Source organism: Tsukamurella serpentis, assembly GCF_054780975.1.
In genome coordinates this window covers 32584-47245 of sequence record NZ_BAAGVH010000007.1, presented here as the reverse complement: position 1 = coordinate 47245, position 14662 = coordinate 32584, and the positions used below count along the sequence as shown (strand labels likewise).

Sequence of the window (14662 nt, the reverse complement as noted above, 5' to 3'; positions counted from 1 at the left end):
GCTCAGCCCACACTCCGCAGCGGATCGTGCTCGGCCATCAGCCGGTCCAGCCGGGCTTCGTCCACCCGGACCCGGATGCTGTTGGCCTCCTGCTGATCCCGGATGACCTTGGCGAGGTTGAAGCAACTGGTGATGAGGAACAGGGTGCCCAGGATCAGGAAGCCGCGCTGCCACGGATCCATCGGTAGGTAGAAGGCACCGATCAGCAGCGCGCTGGACGAGACGCCGAAGGCGATCGCGGACTGGACGAAGAAGGCGGTGGTGGGTTTGGGGGAGGGTGTCGTATCGGTCATGCCGATAACGATGCCCCGGCGGCGGCGGAACCGGATGCGTAGTTCTACCTGTTCGGGGTGAGTACTTCACGCGCGGTCCACCACCGTTCATACGTAATGTTCGCTATACTGCAATCGGGAGATCCGAGCGCATAGGAGGCGCCCGTGGTTACCGTTTTCGCAGTCTGTGCAGTAGTCGGTGTTCTGGTGCTGATCGCCTCACTCGTATTGGGGGACGTGGAGATCGGCGGCGCCGAGATCGGCGGTCCGCACACCGACGTCGGCCTGCCCTGGTTGAGCGCGCCCGCCCTCGCCGCCGGTCTCGGGGTGTTCGGAGTGGTCGGCTGGCCGCTGTCCGCCAGCGGCCTGATGATGCCCGTCGTCGTCGTGATCGCCGCGATCGCCGCCGTCGCGGCGTACGCCCTGCTCATGCTCGTCCTGCGCGCGATGCGCAGGGCACAGACCGGGACCGTCGCCGGATTGCGTGCCGCGGTCGGCACCATCGGTGAGCTGACCATGGGGATACCGGCCGGTGGTTGGGGCCGGGTGAGCTACATCGATTCGGAATCGGTGCGCGCCACCACGACCGCGATCCTGGTCGACCGGGAGGCCACCGCCCGCGACGGCGATCAGGTGCTGATCGTCGACGTCGAGGCGGGCCGGCTGGTGGTGCAGCCGCTCGACACCGGTGAGCGCCCGCGATCCTGACGCCGCACTGAAGCCATCTACAAGAGAATAGGGAGACAACGAGATGACCGTATCGATCCTGATCGCGGCGGGTGCCGCAGTGGTCGTGATCCTTCTCGCGGTGTGGATCTTCTTCCACAACTACATCAAGTCGCCACCGGACCAGGTGGCGATCTTCACCGGCCGCGGAGAGATGAAGGTGGTGCGCGGCGGCGCCCGGTTCAAGGTCCCCGGCCTGGAACGCGTCGATTACATGCCACTGCGCCCGTTCGAGGTGCGGATCGCGCTGAGCAACGCCCGCAGCATCGACGGTGTGCCGGTGGAACTGCAGGCGGTGGGGCTGGTCCGGATCGGCACCACCGACGAGATGACCCGCACCGCCGCACAGCGGTTCCTCACCGCGAACATGGCCGAGCTGGAGAACCAGATCAACGAGATCCTGGCCGGCAGCCTTCGCGGAATCGCGGCCACCATGACCGTCGAACACCTCAACAGCAACCGCGAGGCACTGGCCCGTGGGGTGGTCGAGGAGGCGGGGGGAGACCTCGCGCGGATCGGCATGGAGGTCGACATCCTCAAGATCGCCGGCATCGAGGACCGCAACGGCTACCTCGAATCGCTGGGCCAGAAGCGGATCGCCGAGGTCAAGCGCGACGCCGATATCGGTAAGGCCGAGGCGGAACGCGACTCGCTGATCCGGTCCGCCGACGCCCGCCGGGCCGGTGAGATCGCCCAGACCGAGGCGGAGACCGCCATCGCCGAGGCCCAGCAGGGCCGGGACGTGCGCATCGCACAGCTGCGCGCGCAGACCGAGGCACAGAACGCCGAGGCCGACCAGGCCGGCCCACTCGCCAAGGCGAAGGCGGAGAAGGCCGTCGGCATCGCCCTGGAACAGGCCGAGGCCGCCCGCGTCGAAGCCCGCACCGAGGTGGAGGTCAAGCGCCGGGCGCAGGCCGAGGCCGCACTACAGGCCGATGTGATCGCCCCCGCCGAAGCGGCCCGTCAGGCCTCGGTGGCGCGCGCCGAGGGTGAACGCCAGGCCGCAATCCTCACCGCCGAGGCGCACGCCGAATCGATCCGCCTCGAGGGGGAGTCACAGGCACAGGCCCGCAAGTCCGCGGCCGCGGCGCTGGAAGCCGAACTGCGTGCCGACGCAGCCGGTAAGCAGGCCCAGGCGGAGGCCTTCAACCGCTACAACGGCGAAGCCGTGCGGCTGTTGCTGGTGCCGCAGGTGCTGGCCACCATCGAGGGAGCGGTCCGGGCGCAGTCCGAGGCCACTGCTGCGATCGACAGCATCAACATCATCGGCGGCGGTCACGACGATCCCACCGGCGGGCTACTGGGGATCTCCGGGCAGTCCATCGCCTCGGTGATCGCGGCGCTGCGCGCCCAGGGAGTGGACCTGTCGGCGCTGCTCGACAGTGCTGCGGATAAGCCGACCGTACCCGGTGGCGAGTAAGGCGGGCGACGGATGCGACCCGGCGACGCAGAGGCGCTGCGCCTGGCGGTGGGGCTGCTCTCCGAACGATTGCGGAGACTGCCCGCCGCGGGGCTGCGCGGTGGCGAGTTGTTCGTGCTCGGCACCGTCGAAGCGCTCGGGGCGGAGGCCTTCCCGACGGCGATCGGTGAACGGCTGCAGATGAAGCGGTCGAACGTCTCGGCGGCGCTGGCGGACCTGCGCCGGCTCGGTTACATCGTGGACGACAACGATCTCGTCGACGGCAGGCGCCGACCCGTCGCCCTCACCGAACGCGGCCGGGACGCCCTGCATGCGCGGGACGCGGCGGCTGATCAATGGCTGATCGTCACCGGTGGGCAGCAGCTCACCGGTGACGACACGCAGGTACTACGGGCTGCGATACCGCTGCTCCTGCGCCTGGCCGGCAGCTGAGCGGCACCGGTTCGGCTCAGATCTGGCCGACGATGCCCTTCGCCCATTCCACGGCCTTGGCCTCGACGTCGTCGGTGCCCGAGTTGTCGTGCTCGAAACGCTCACCCACCTGGGTCGCGCCCAGGCCGGTGAGATGACCGACGATGGTCTTGCCCGCGGCGTTGTAGGTGTCGACGTAGATCGAGTCACCGAGGCCGAAGACGGCGAACCGCAGACCGGTGAGGTCGGGGGAGGACGCCAGCAGGTCGTCGAAGAACTCGGTGGACCCGGCGGGCAACTCGCCCTCACCGTAGGTCGCGCAGGAGAAGACGTGGAAGTCGGCGGGATCGAGGGCGTCGATCTCGCCGTCCATCATGTCGTGCACCTCGACCGGGCCGGCCTCGGCGAACACGTCGGACATGACGTTCGCGGCGCCCTCGGCAGTGCCGGTCGAGGAGCCGTAGAAGATGTGAACAGACATGGCGAGCAGTGTAACCAAACGGACATGTGTCCCGTGAGCGGCACCGCCCCCTTCGACCGGGTCCTAGGCTTGCCGTCATGCCGCACGCGACCGCATCCGACGGTGCCCGACTCGCCTACCAGGTGCACCCGGCGGTGCCCGGGGCCGACGGCCCGGCGCTGCTGCTGATCGCCGGCCAGGCTCTGCCCGGCATGTCCTGGGACCCGGTGGTCGAGGCCTTTCGCGGCACCGGACCGGTGATCACCTTCGATCACCGGGGTCTCGGCGACAGCGACGACGTCTTCCCCCGCGGTTGGAGCACCCGTGACTGCGCCGCGGACGCGGTCGCCGTGCACGACGCCGCCCGGGCCGGCGGGCACTGCGGGGACCGGGTGGACGTCTACGGATTCTCCATGGGCGGGCGCGCCGCGCAGTGGCTGGCGGCCGAGCACCCCGACCGGGTGCGCCGGCTGATCCTCGGTGCCACCACCGTCGGTGACGCCCACGGGGTGCCGCGCCCGATGGAGGCGCTGCGGATCCTGGTCCGCTCGGACCGGCGGGCTCTGCTGGAGTTGTTCTTCACCCCGGACTGGCTGCTCGCCAACCCGGACACCGCCGACGCCATCACCGCACGGCCCCGCTCACTCCCTGCTCAGCGTGCGCACTTCGCCGCCAGCACCGACCACGACGGCCACACCGCGCTACCGGCGATCACCGCCCCGACGCTGGTGCTGCACGGCGCTGACGACCGACTGTGCCCGGCGCAGAACGCGCACATCCTGGCCGATCGGATCACCGGCGCGCGGCTGCGGGTGTACCCGGGTATCCGGCACGGCTACCACCTACAGCATCCGCAGGCCACCGTCGACGCGCTCGGCTTCCTGTCCTGAGAGCTCGTCCAGGTCGTACTCCACCACGACCGGAGCGTGATCGGAGAGCCGATGCTCCGGGGACGCCTCCTTGTCCACGGTGACCGATCGTGCGGTCCGGGCCAGCCGGGGGGTCGCCAGGTGATGGTCGATCCGCCAGCCGACGTCCTTGGTGAACGACTCCCCGGCCCAACTCCACCAGGACAGCGGACCGGGCCGGTCGCCGTGCAGCGCGCGGACCACGTCCACCAGGCGCCGAGGACCCAGCTGGGAGTCGAGCCACTGCCGCTCCTCGGGCAGGAAGCCCTCCATCTTCCGGGCGGCCCGCCAGTTCGTCACGTCGTGCGGTAGGTGCGCCAGATTCAGGTCCCCGAGCAGTAGGAACTCGCGTCCGGCGGCGAGGGCAGCGCGCCGGTTGCGGTCCAGTTCCCGGGCGAAGCCGTCCAGGAAACGCATCTTGCGGGCGTGTTTGGCGCCACCGTCGGGCTGCTCACGCATGTTGCCCGGCCGCTGCAGGTCCGCCGGCAGTCCGCCCTTGGGAAGGTAGAGACAGGCCACCGTCAGCGGCACGCCGGCGAGATCGGCCTCGATGTAGCGACCCTCGTGGGCGTACGCACCGAGCCCGCGGGCCCGTGGCGGGTGCGACGACCAGGTGCGCACCGCCGACGGGGCCCGCCGGGTCAGCAGCGCGACGCCGTTGCGTCCGGGGATGCGGCCGTGGTCGGCGGCCACGTGGAAACCGTCGACCACACCGAGCGAGTCCGGGTTGCAGCGCAACTCCTGCAGCGCCAGGACGTCCAGGCCCCGGCCCGCCAGCCAGTCGTCGAAGCCGCGCCGGCGCGCCGCCCGGATCCCGTTGACGTTGAACGACGCGACGGTTGTCAGGGTGCGCTCGCCGTACTCGACGGGTCGATGAGGATCTTCGCGTGCACCTCGGGATCGCCCAGGGCGTCGAACGCGGCGTCCACCCCCGCCAATCCGACGGTGCCGGTGATCAGCGGTTTCACATCGACCTTCCCCCTGGCCATCATGTGCAGGGTGTCGTGGAACTCGCTCGGGTCGTAGCCGAAGACGAACCGCAGGTCGATCTCCTTGTTGCCGGCCATGGCGGGGAGGAAGGAGTCCCGTTCCATGCACACGCCGACCACAACGATCCGGGAACGCAGCGGCGCGGTTGTGGTGAGCTGATCGATCACGCCGGGCACGCCGACGCACTCGAACACCACCGGACCCGCCGGTGTCTGACCGAGTCGCTCGGCCAGTCGCATGATCCGCCACCACGGAACCGGGCCGGGAACCCGGGCCAGCTTCGTCATCGAATCCACGCCGAGGGTGAGCAGATCCGAGACCGAGCGCATCTCGTGGCGGTCGGGCGGATAGGCGTCCCACGGCTGCTGCTGTGCCGGATCGACCACGATGTGCGCACCCATCGTTCGCGCCAGCTCCCGCCGCGCGGCGGAGAAGTCACTGGCCACGATCCGTTTGACCCCGGACGCTTTGAGCATCGCGATGACTGCCAGACCGATCGGGCCGCAGCCGATCACCACCGCGGTGCGGCCCCGGGGGATCTCCGCGCGGCGTACCGCGTGCCAGGCGACCGCCATCGGCTCGGTGAGCGCGGCCTCCTCGTCGGAGAGCGAGTCCGGGACGGGCATCGCCATGGCCTCCTGCACCAGCACCTGTTCGGCGTACGATCCCGGCGCCCGCTCGGACAGGCCCACCAGTTGCGGCTCGTTGCCGACCTTGATGGTGGGCAGTGCCACCACCCGGGTCCCCACGGGCCAGCGCTTGCGACATCCCGGACCGTACTCGGCGACGGTGCCCACGAACTCGTGCCCGAGGACCACCTGCTGATCCATCCGCATGAAGTCGGAGTAACCGGCTTCGACGGCCATATCGGCGACCAGGTCGGCGTGGTGCCGCGCGTGCAGATCGGACCCGCAGATCCCGGTGCGGGTGACGTCGAGCAGGACCTGACCGCGAGCCGGGCTCGGAGCCGGCAACTCGGCGACGGACAGGCGACCCTCGGTACAAACGACTGCCTTCATGCGCTCGACAATAGCCATCGTCGACCCACTCGCGGGACCCGATCGCCGGTGAACCGGCGCGGACGCTCCGGACCTGGTTCGATGAGGTGGTGAGTGCATCGGAGCAGGCCCGCATCGTCGTCGCATCCCGGGAGGTCGCGGCGTCACCGGAGACGATCTTCGAACTGATCGCCGACCCGGCCCGGCAACCCGAGTGGGACGGCAACGACAACCTCGACTCCGCCGCCGGCGGGCAGCGGGTCCGCGCCGCGGGGGACGTCTTTCGTACCCACCTGACCAGCGACAAGGTCCGGGAGAACCAGGTCACCGAGTTCACCGAGGGACGCCTGATCGCCTGGCTGCCGGCGCCGGTCGGCGAACGGCCCCCCGGGCATCTGTGGCGCTGGGAACTCGAACCGCTCCCCGACGGCGGTACCCGGGTCACGCACACCTACGACTGGACGCGGTTGCGCGACGAGAAGCGCCTGCCCCGGGCGCGCGCGACCACCGCGGACCGCCTGGCCGCATCGCTGGAACGGCTCGCGGCGCTGGCCGAGACCCGGTGAGCGCGCCCGAACTGCGCCGCAGTCTGGGACTGGGCGATGCGGTCGCCGTCGGACTCTCGGCGATGATCGGTGCCGGCGTCTTCGCCGCCCTCGGCCCCGCGGCGGCCGCCGCCGGTTCGGCGCTGCTGGCGGGGCTGGCGATCGCGGCGCTGATCGCCTATTGCAATGCCAGCAGTTCCGCACGGCTCGCTGCGGTGTACCCCCAGTCCGGCGGCACCTACGTCTACGGCCGCGAGCGGCTCGGCCCGTTCTGGGGGCACCTGGCCGGGTGGAGTTTCGTGGTCGGCAAGTCCGCCTCGTGCGCGGCGATGGCGCTGACGGTGGGCCACTACGCCTGGCCGCAGTACGCGAACGCCGTCGCGGTGGCCGCGGTGATCGCGCTGACCGCCCTGAACGTGCTGGGTGTGGAGCGTTCGGCCCGAGTCGCGAAGATCGCCGCGGCTCTGGTGGTTGCGGTGCTCGTCGCTCTCGTGGTGGCGGCCCTGACCTCCGCTGCGGCCTCCCACGTGGCCGACGGTGGTGTCTTCGGCGGTGGTGTCGCGGGTGGCAGCGGTGGGGTGTTCGGGGTCCTGCAGGCGGCGGGTCTGCTGTTCTTCGCCTTCGCCGGCTACGCGCGGATCGCCACCCTGGGGGAGGAGGTGCGTGAGCCGCAGCGGACTCTGCCGCGCGCGATCTTCATCGCACTCGCGATCACCCTGGTGGTGTACCTGTTGGTCGCGGTCTCGCTGCTGGCGGTGCTGGGGGTGTCGGGCCTGGCCGGTGCACCGGCGCCGGTGGCCGATGCGGCCCGGGCGATCGGATTCCCGGTGCCGGTGATCACCGTCGCCGCCTGTATCGCCGCTCTGGGGTCCCTGCTCGCGTTGGTGCTGGGCGTCTCGCGCACCACGCTCGCGATGGCCCGCGACGGTCATCTGCCGCGGGCGCTCGCGGTGATCGATGAACGGCGCCGGGTGCCGGTGCGGGCGGAACTCGCGGTCGGCGTGGTGGTCGCGGTCGCGGCGGCGATGGTCGACCTGCGTGCGGCGATCGGTTTCTCGTCGTTCGCGGTGCTGGTGTACTACGCGGTCGCCAATGCCTCGGCGTGGACGCTCAGAGCGTCGTGGTCCGGCCGGGTGGTCCCCGCGGTCGGCCTGGCTGGATGCCTGCTGGTCGCGCTCTCGCTACCGACCGGTTCGGTCGCGGTGGGCGTGATGGTGCTCGCGGTCGGTGCGCTCGCGTACAGCGTGACGAGGGCACCCGACCCGGGCGCCTGACCCGTGCACCCAGACTCGCGGCCGGCATCACCTCCGGCCGGCGGAGGGTGCACGGGTGCGCTAGCAGCCGTTCTGGTACAGGGCCTTGACCCAGCCGGCGCTCTGGTAGCCCCAGCCCAGGACGGTGTCGACGGTGCTGCGCCGTTCCGGGAAGTCCATCATCTGCAGTTCCGCGCCGTAGCAGCGGCGAACGATGAATCTGGCGCGTTGCAGGTGCGCGGTGGTGGTCACCACGATGATGTCCTTCCAGCCGCGCGACTTCGCCAGGCGACGGATCTCCTGCGCCTCACCGCGGGTGCTCCACGGAACGGGCAGGAAGCAACTGACCTCCACCCGGTCGATCGCGCGGGAACACAGCTCGCGCATCCGCTGATCGGTCGGGCCCACCGAGTTCGAGATCACCACCTGAGCGGCCAGACCCTGCTGCGCCAGTTCCAGACCGTATTCGAAACGGTCGTAGGGGTTGCCGCCGAGCACCACGATCGCATCCGCGGGATGTGGATTGGCGATCGGCGGCTGCACGTACATCCGGTCGATGCCCAGGCCGAACAGCGCGACCAGGGCAGTCATCACGGCCGCCGCGATCGACCTGCGCGCAGGAATCAGGGAGATCACGTTGGTGTACACCACTTCAGTATCGCGGATGAGATTGTCGCTCGGACAACCGGGTCGTAGCCGCTGTGGTCACCGGATTGAATCCGGACGGTACGGAAGGCACCGCGAGGGTGCTCGCGCAGCATCCGGAGCAGCCCCTCCGGGCCGCGCTGCGCGTCGAACCAGTTCGCGTCCTCCGGGGCCAGGATCACCGTGGTGTCGGCACCGGCCTCCAGGAGCGGGCGCAGCAGGACCTCCGGAACCTGGGTGATTCCCCGTCGTCCCAGCCGGCGCCACGCCGGATACGGCAGCCGTCGGCGCGCCAGGTCCTTGGCGCGCCCGCGCGCACTGCTGGTGAACGCCGGATCGGTACGAGGGATACCCAGATCGGCGGCGGTGACCAGACGCTGTTTGAGACGCCAGGAGTACAACACCGTGTTCACCAGCACCGCTGAATCGGCGCCCACGTGGTGTGCGGCGTGCGCGGCGTACCACGCCCCGGAGCAGATTCCCGCGGTCAGCAGTGGTCCCGAGCACGTCCGGGCCGCGGCCACCGCGTCCGGAACACCGGTGTCCGGGAACAGGGGCACCACTTCGCCGGCGGCGACCGGGCCGGACTCGCCCGATCCACGCCGGTCGAATCGCAGGGCGCTACCACCGGCGGCGGCGACCTTGCGTGCCAGTTCCACCCAGGCCCGGTTCGGCCCGTGCCGCGAGTCGTTCGCGGTGGCGCACAGCAGTACCGACCGGACGGCGGGCTGCTGATCGCCGGTTTCGGTGCCGTGGGCCGGCAGCGTCCGGATGGCACGCGCACCGTCGATCTCCTCGATCCGCTCCCGGACCGCACCGATCCGCGCCTCGGTGCGGACCACGGGTACCGGTGCCACCGGCTCTCGCCGCGGCACGGCATCGCCGAGCCAGGCGGCGATCGCGGTGATCGCGTCGTCCGGTATCCGCACCAGATGCGACCGTGGCTGGAGGAAGTCGGTCATCCCGGTGATCTCGATCCGTTCCGCCGCCGGAAAGCCGTCCGGCGCGTCCGGTGGAGCGGCCACCAGCATCCGTCGGGCGCTGAGCGTGCCGGCGCGCAACCGCGACAGGGCGATGATCGCCTCCCGGTCGATGTCCAGTCCCACCCAGGCGCGTGGCCCCGGATCCGTGTGCGGGCGTTCGAGGCCCGCCACGCGCGCGAGCGCCTGCTGCGATCGGACGAAGGCGCTACCGCGGAGCACCGGGTCCCACAGCACCAGCGCCGGGGGCGTCAATTCCGCCGCGGCCGCGAGCAGAGCCCCGGCCCGGACCGCGACCACCGCGGGGTCACCGGCCCCGAGTGCGGCGAGGTAGTCGTGGGCGTGTCGTACCGACTCGATCCAGTCGGCCACCGCACCGGGCAGCCCGGAGGGTACCGACGAGTCGCCGGTGCCGTAGTAGTCGAACCGCAGCACGGCCAGCCCGCGTGCCGTCAGCAGATCGGCGAGCCTGCGTAGGCCGCGTTGCGCGTCGTACTGCTTCTTCGCCAGTGGCGGTACCAGCAGTACCGCACCGCGGGCGGTGCCCTCGGACGGTAGGTGCAGCGCCCCGTACACCGGGCGGTCCTCGGGGCCGAAGTAGGTGCGCAGTTCAGTCGAGGGCATCGATGATCTCCCTCGCCCGGTCGGTGTAGGTGTGCCGGCCGCCGGTGATCGCGGCGTGGCCGGCCGCCGCGATCGAAGCCGCCCACCGAGGTTCGGCGACGACCCGCGCGACGATCTCGTCGATCTCGCGCGGATCGTCGTACAGCAGAGCCTGCGTGCCGTCGTCGAGCAGCGCGCGGTGCTCGGCGGTGCGGGGACCGACGAACAGCCCTCCGGCGGCAGGCACCTCGAAGGTGCGACAGGTGTGCGTGTCCCGGTTGTCGGAGTTGAGCAGGACCAGGTTCGCATCGATCGCCGCGATGGAAGCCGAGAGGGCGAGTCCGTACCGGGCGCCGTGCACCGCCGCGCCCGACCTCCAGGCGGCGGGTAGTCGCCGCCAGCCCGGTCCGGCCAGGTAGAAGTCGCGGCCGAGGCGGCGGGCGAGGCCGGTGACCAGCTCGGTGCGGTCCGGGCGCGCGTTGCCGACGAAACCCGCCGCATAGCGTCTGGGCCGTCGCGGCCGGACGGGGCGGTGCCAGGACGGATCGTAAGCGCTGAGCACGAACACCGGGCGGGCGCCGCGGCGCTCGAGTTCGGCGACGTTGTGCGCCTTGGTGGTCACGATCGCGTCCCAGCCCGATTCCGCGGCCAGGTAGGCGGTGGTGGTGTTCACCGGATTGGAGACGTCGTCGGCGCAGTAGTGCACGTGGCGTGCGGCCGGTACTTCGAGCAGTCGCTGCTGGTCGAGGTGCACGGTGGTGAAACAGAGCAGGAGATCGGGCCGTGCGGCGGCCGCCGCCGCGTCGATCCGGCGGTGCACCGCTTCGACGGTGCCGGGCTCCCGCGCTCCGGTGGACTTGGCGTACCACCAGGCACGGGTGCCGCGGCGGGGCAGCGTCACCTCGGTGGTGTCGACCACCGTCACCCGGTGTCCGGCCCGCCGGAAGCCGTCCGCCAGGGAGCGGGCATTGCTGCCGTACCACTGGTCACCGGCGAACAGGACCGTCGATCCGGCGCGATCAGCGGGCTTCACGCGATCGCCTCCAGACGGCGCACCCGGGCCACGGAGAAGATCGCGGCGCAGCTCTGCGCGGCTACGATGCCGATCACCGCGGTCAGTGCGCTGCGGGTGCCCAGCGCCACCACCAGAGCTGTCAGGATCACGGCCGCGCCGGTCGCCGCCGCGAGGAGAACACCCCGGGAGTCGCCGCGCACCGGGAGTACGGCGGTGGCGATGAACGAGGCGACGGCCAGGCCCGGCAGCGCCCAGGCCTGCACCTGCATCAGGCCGATCGCTCCGGTGAAAGACGGACCGAAGATCATCGGGACCAGCCAGGGCGCCAGCGCCGTGGTCGCAGCGGCACAGGCGGATCCGCCGAGTGCAACCAGGACGACGCCCCGCCGGGCGGCTGTCCAGAAACCGTCGTCGGTGCGTCGTGCCAACCGCGGAAGCAGGCTCAGGCCCACGGCGTCGAGCAGTGCGCCGACCGCCTGCACGGTGCGGTCACCGGCACTGAACAGGCCCAGCGACCGGGTGGAGAGAGCGGGGGCGAACAGCGACGCCGCACCGGGGCCGTAGGTCGCCGACAGCAGGCGCGCGGCGAACACCGGGCCGCCGGTGCGGAGCAGGTCGGAGGGTGGACGGGGCGCCGACGGTGGGCCGTAATCGCGCACCGTCCGCACCCACGACCAGATCACCGCGAGGGTGGATCCCGCCAGCAGGCAGAGCATCGCGGTCTCCGGTGCCCGGAATCGGGGCAGTGCCGCGATCAGCAGTAGCAGGTACACCAGTCGCCCGGCCGCCTGCTGCAGGACCACTGCACCGAACCGCTGGGCGCCGAGCAGAACCCAGTCGTCGCCGCACGCACTCGCCGAACCTACGAGCAGGCCGAGGGCGGCGATCTCCACCACCCGGGGCACCGGACCCAGTACCGCCACCGCGAACACCACTGCAGCGAGGGCGAGCGTGGCACCGCGCAGGCCGGCGTAGTCACCGCGCAGCCGGGCCAGCGAGACCGAATCCACCGCGCCCGGCACCCGGGCCGCGACGAACGGCGTGAGTCCCAGGTCCGTGCACAGTGCACCCAGGAAGTACCCGGACATGCCCACCGCCAGCAGGCCCATGCCGGCCGGGCCGAGCAGGCGTGCGCACAGGGGCAGTGTGATCAGGGTGACCGCGTACTGCCCGTACCGTCCGGCCGCCACGAGCGCGACATCGCGGGCCACGCCCGCCGCGCCGTCGAGCCTGTTCACCGGCGCCGCCGAGGCTCGTCCGCCTCCCGGCCGACCCGGGCGAGCAGCGAGTCGGCGATCGCCGCCGAGGTTCGCAGGTCGAGGTCCCGCGCGCGTTCCCGGGCGGCGTCGCCGAGCCGCTCGCGCAGCTCCCAGTCCTCGACCAGGGTGTCCAGGGCGACGGCGAGCCGGTCCGCGCGACGGGGCGGCACCAGCACACCGTCGGCACCGTCGATGATGAGTTCGGTCGGGCCGCCCGCGCCCGCGGCCACCACCACCCGGCCGGCGGCCATCGCCTCGGCGACCACCTGCCCGAAGGGCTCGGTCAACCGCGAGTAGTGCACCACGATGTCGGCGTCGGCGGCCTCGGACAGCGGATCGTCGACGTGACCGGTGAACGCCACCCGATCTCCGAGGCCCAGCCGCACGGCGAGGTCCTCGAGCTGGTCGAGGTACTCATCCTCGCCGAAGTGAGTGCCGCCCACGAATCGCACCGCGGGGGTGGCGCGCATCTGCGCCAGGGCCCGTAGCACCAGGTCCTGCCCCTTCCACGGGGAGATCCGGCCGATCATGGCGATCCGCACGTCCTGCGGGGCGCGCTGCGGTGCGGGCCGGGGAACGGCGGTCAGATCGACCCCGGGCGGGCACACCGCCGACGGTCTGCCGCCGGTGGCGACGGTGCGCAGAGTGCCGTGCGAATTGGCCAGGAATCCGGAGGCGGCGACGCGGCCGAGCAGTCGCAGCGGCCACCGCTTCCCGCCGAAGTACTCGGCGGAGAGCCGGTCGTGCACCTGCCAGACCAGCGGAATACCCGCCCTGCGGGCGGCGATCGTCCCCACCAGCAGCGTCTTGGTCGATTCCGCGACCAGGACGCCCGCGTCGTGGGCACGCAGGACCGCGGCGAGCCGGAGCCCGTCGACCAGCAGTCCGGCGGCAGCGCGCAGCACGGTGATCGGACCGGATCCGCGGCGCACCGAGGCCGCGCCCGACGGGGTCACGGTGACCGGGACCTTTCGCTGGTGCAGGATCTGCACCAGCGGCCCGGGTTCGAGTAGCACCACCGAGACCGGGACGCCGCGCTCGCGCAGTTGAGCGGCGAGCCGGGCGAAGGCCAGTTCGGCGCCCGATGGTGCCGCGGTGTGGCCGAGGAAGATCACCGGCCGCCGCGCGCTCATCGGGCGAGCTCCCGGTACAGGTGGGCGTGCCGGGCCGCCGCGACGTTCCAGGAGAAGGTCTCGGCGTGGGCACGGCAGGCCCGCACGGACGGGCGGTCACCGTCGAGCGCGGTTCCGAGCCGGTGCGCGAGTGCCTGCGCGTCGCCGGCCGGTACGATCAGGTCGCTCGTGAGACCGCGCACCGTTTCCGGGAGGCCACCGCAGTCGGTGACGACCGGGGCGCGCCCGGCGGCCAGGGACTCCAGTGCGACCAGGCCGAACCCTTCCCAGGCCCGGGACGGCACGACGGTCACCGTCGCCGCCGCGTAACGCTGGGCCAGTTCGGCGTCGTCGACGACCCCGAGCAGGCTCACGCTCTCGCTGATACCCAGCCCGGCCGCGCGCTCGGCGAGGTCCCGCGCCTGGGATCCGTCTCCGACGATCTGCAGCCGGGCGTCACGATGACGGGCCAGCACCGCGGGCCAGGCGTCGAGGAGCACGTCGATGCCCATCCGGCGTTCCAGTCTGCGCACACAGAGAACGGTCGGGGGACCGTCGCCGAGCGGGGACGGCGACAGCCGGTGCAGATCCACGCCGGGTGGGATGACGGAGATCGTCGTCCGGTCGGCGCCGTAGCGTTCGGTGAGGAGGCCGGCGAAGGCGTGGGAGAGAGTGACGAACCGGTCGCTGCCGCGGTAGCGGGCGCGCTCGACGAGCGCCTTGACGATGACGGACATCCGGCTCTCACCGGCCGCGGCGCTCTCTCCGGCCCAGGGGCCGTGGAAGTGGGTGACCAGAGAGGCGCTGCGCGGCGCCGGACCGAACAGTGCGAAATGCCGGTCGAGCACCGCGATTCCGGCGGGCACGGTGCGGCGGGAGGCGCGTACCCGGGCCCGGGTGGAGCCGTGGCCGGCGCCCCAGCTGCTCCCGGCCGGTGGGGGGGCGCCGAATGCGCAGGCGCTGACGGCCAGATCGGCCCGTGCCTGCAAGGCCGAGAAAAGTTCAGCGAAGTAACGGTTGAGTCCACCCGGTTCCGTACGCGGCCACTGCGCTCCGGTCAGGTGG

General features: G+C 71.5%; 16 protein-coding genes. 6 read left to right on the top strand and 10 right to left on the bottom strand.

The features are described 5' to 3' along the window. Nucleotides 1-2: 2 nt before the first annotated feature. Entirely contained in the window at nucleotides 3-293 is a 291-nt protein-coding gene (locus ACYVHG_RS14190; protein WP_461168122.1) for a YiaA/YiaB family inner membrane protein, read from the bottom strand. 144 nt (nucleotides 294-437) lie between these two features. Between ACYVHG_RS14190 and ACYVHG_RS14185 the strand changes: the two genes are divergently transcribed. From ACYVHG_RS14185 to ACYVHG_RS14175, 3 genes are read left to right on the top strand one after another with little or no spacing between them, the layout of a single operon-like run. Then, nucleotides 438-980 (top strand): hypothetical protein, encoded by a 543-nt coding sequence (locus ACYVHG_RS14185; RefSeq protein ID WP_461168121.1) that lies wholly within the window; start codon nucleotides 438-440, stop codon nucleotides 978-980. Between the two features lie 43 nt (nucleotides 981-1023). Next, nucleotides 1024-2418, top strand: a complete 1395-nt coding sequence (locus tag ACYVHG_RS14180; RefSeq protein WP_461168120.1) for a flotillin family protein — start codon at nucleotides 1024-1026, stop codon at nucleotides 2416-2418. Between the two features lie 12 nt (nucleotides 2419-2430). Beyond that, nucleotides 2431-2850 (top strand): MarR family winged helix-turn-helix transcriptional regulator, encoded by a 420-nt coding sequence (locus ACYVHG_RS14175; protein ID WP_461168119.1) that lies wholly within the window; start codon nucleotides 2431-2433, stop codon nucleotides 2848-2850. Nucleotides 2851-2866: 16 nt separating this feature from the next. Here ACYVHG_RS14175 and ACYVHG_RS14170 read toward each other — a convergent pair whose 3' ends face one another. Then, complete coding sequence (locus ACYVHG_RS14170; protein ID WP_461168118.1) at nucleotides 2867-3310, bottom strand: flavodoxin domain-containing protein; 444 nt, start codon at nucleotides 3308-3310, stop codon at nucleotides 2867-2869. 77 nt (nucleotides 3311-3387) lie between these two features. Between ACYVHG_RS14170 and ACYVHG_RS14165 the strand changes: the two genes are divergently transcribed. Further along, nucleotides 3388-4179 carry an alpha/beta fold hydrolase gene (locus ACYVHG_RS14165; protein ID WP_461168117.1) on the top strand — a complete coding sequence of 264 codons (792 nt, stop codon included), beginning with the start codon at nucleotides 3388-3390 and terminating at the stop codon, nucleotides 4177-4179. Here the strand turns inward: ACYVHG_RS14165 and ACYVHG_RS14160 are convergent. After that, entirely contained in the window at nucleotides 4132-5043 is a 912-nt protein-coding gene (locus ACYVHG_RS14160) for an exodeoxyribonuclease III (RefSeq protein ID WP_461168187.1), read from the bottom strand. The two genes, ACYVHG_RS14165 and ACYVHG_RS14160, sit on opposite strands and share 48 nt — an antisense overlap. Beyond that, nucleotides 5040-6206 carry a zinc-binding dehydrogenase gene (locus tag ACYVHG_RS14155; protein WP_461168116.1) on the bottom strand — a complete coding sequence of 389 codons (1167 nt, stop codon included), beginning with the start codon at nucleotides 6204-6206 and terminating at the stop codon, nucleotides 5040-5042. Before ACYVHG_RS14155 ends, ACYVHG_RS14160 begins: the two co-directional genes overlap by 4 nt. An 89-nt stretch (nucleotides 6207-6295) precedes the next feature. On the opposite strand from ACYVHG_RS14155, the gene ACYVHG_RS14150 reads away from it, so the two are divergent. After that, nucleotides 6296-6751 carry an SRPBCC family protein gene (locus ACYVHG_RS14150; RefSeq protein WP_461168115.1) on the top strand — a complete coding sequence of 152 codons (456 nt, stop codon included), beginning with the start codon at nucleotides 6296-6298 and terminating at the stop codon, nucleotides 6749-6751. Further along, nucleotides 6748-8004, top strand: coding sequence for an APC family permease (locus tag ACYVHG_RS14145; protein ID WP_461168114.1), 1257 nt, complete (start codon nucleotides 6748-6750; stop codon nucleotides 8002-8004). The genes ACYVHG_RS14150 and ACYVHG_RS14145 overlap by 4 nt, the downstream gene beginning before the upstream one ends. Nucleotides 8005-8064: 60 nt before the next feature. Here the strand turns inward: ACYVHG_RS14145 and ACYVHG_RS14140 are convergent, their stop codons facing one another. Genes ACYVHG_RS14140 through ACYVHG_RS14115 form a run of 6 tightly spaced genes read right to left on the bottom strand, consistent with a single transcriptional unit; the run spans nucleotide 8065 to nucleotide 14658 of the window. After that, nucleotides 8065-8631, bottom strand: coding sequence for a YdcF family protein (locus ACYVHG_RS14140; protein ID WP_461168113.1), 567 nt, complete (start codon nucleotides 8629-8631; stop codon nucleotides 8065-8067). Continuing rightward, nucleotides 8616-10232 carry an alpha/beta hydrolase gene (locus ACYVHG_RS14135; protein ID WP_461168112.1) on the bottom strand — a complete coding sequence of 539 codons (1617 nt, stop codon included), beginning with the start codon at nucleotides 10230-10232 and terminating at the stop codon, nucleotides 8616-8618. The genes ACYVHG_RS14140 and ACYVHG_RS14135 overlap by 16 nt, the downstream gene beginning before the upstream one ends. Continuing rightward, nucleotides 10219-11244, bottom strand: a complete 1026-nt coding sequence (locus tag ACYVHG_RS14130) for a CgeB family protein (RefSeq protein ID WP_461168111.1) — start codon at nucleotides 11242-11244, stop codon at nucleotides 10219-10221. The genes ACYVHG_RS14135 and ACYVHG_RS14130 overlap by 14 nt, the downstream gene beginning before the upstream one ends. Continuing rightward, complete coding sequence (locus ACYVHG_RS14125) at nucleotides 11241-12464, bottom strand: lipopolysaccharide biosynthesis protein (protein WP_461168110.1); 1224 nt, start codon at nucleotides 12462-12464, stop codon at nucleotides 11241-11243. The genes ACYVHG_RS14130 and ACYVHG_RS14125 overlap by 4 nt, the downstream gene beginning before the upstream one ends. Continuing rightward, nucleotides 12461-13618 carry a glycosyltransferase family 4 protein gene (locus ACYVHG_RS14120; RefSeq protein WP_461168109.1) on the bottom strand — a complete coding sequence of 386 codons (1158 nt, stop codon included), beginning with the start codon at nucleotides 13616-13618 and terminating at the stop codon, nucleotides 12461-12463. The genes ACYVHG_RS14125 and ACYVHG_RS14120 overlap by 4 nt, the downstream gene beginning before the upstream one ends. Further along, nucleotides 13615-14658: a glycosyltransferase family 4 protein gene (locus ACYVHG_RS14115; RefSeq protein WP_461168186.1), complete on the bottom strand. Its 1044-nt coding sequence runs from the start codon at nucleotides 14656-14658 to the stop codon at nucleotides 13615-13617. Before ACYVHG_RS14115 ends, ACYVHG_RS14120 begins: the two co-directional genes overlap by 4 nt. Nucleotides 14659-14662: the final 4 nt, after the last annotated feature.

Bases quoted from the DNA above. Each gene is read 5' to 3' on its own strand.
- ACYVHG_RS14170 (WP_461168118.1), bottom strand. From the start codon at position 3,310: ATGTCTGTTCACATCTTCTACGGCTCCTCGACCGGCACTGCCGAGGGC.
- ACYVHG_RS14120 (WP_461168109.1), bottom strand. From the start codon at position 13,618: ATGAGCGCGCGGCGGCCGGTGATCTTCCTCGGCCACACCGCGGCACCA.
- ACYVHG_RS14135 (WP_461168112.1), bottom strand. From the start codon at position 10,232: ATGCCCTCGACTGAACTGCGCACCTACTTCGGCCCCGAGGACCGCCCG.
- ACYVHG_RS14175 (WP_461168119.1), top strand. From the start codon at position 2,431: ATGCGACCCGGCGACGCAGAGGCGCTGCGCCTGGCGGTGGGGCTGCTC.
- ACYVHG_RS14155 (WP_461168116.1), bottom strand. From the start codon at position 6,206: ATGAAGGCAGTCGTTTGTACCGAGGGTCGCCTGTCCGTCGCCGAGTTG.
- ACYVHG_RS14165 (WP_461168117.1), top strand. From the start codon at position 3,388: ATGCCGCACGCGACCGCATCCGACGGTGCCCGACTCGCCTACCAGGTG.
- ACYVHG_RS14180 (WP_461168120.1), top strand. From the start codon at position 1,024: ATGACCGTATCGATCCTGATCGCGGCGGGTGCCGCAGTGGTCGTGATC.
- ACYVHG_RS14190 (WP_461168122.1), bottom strand. From the start codon at position 293: ATGACCGATACGACACCCTCCCCCAAACCCACCACCGCCTTCTTCGTC.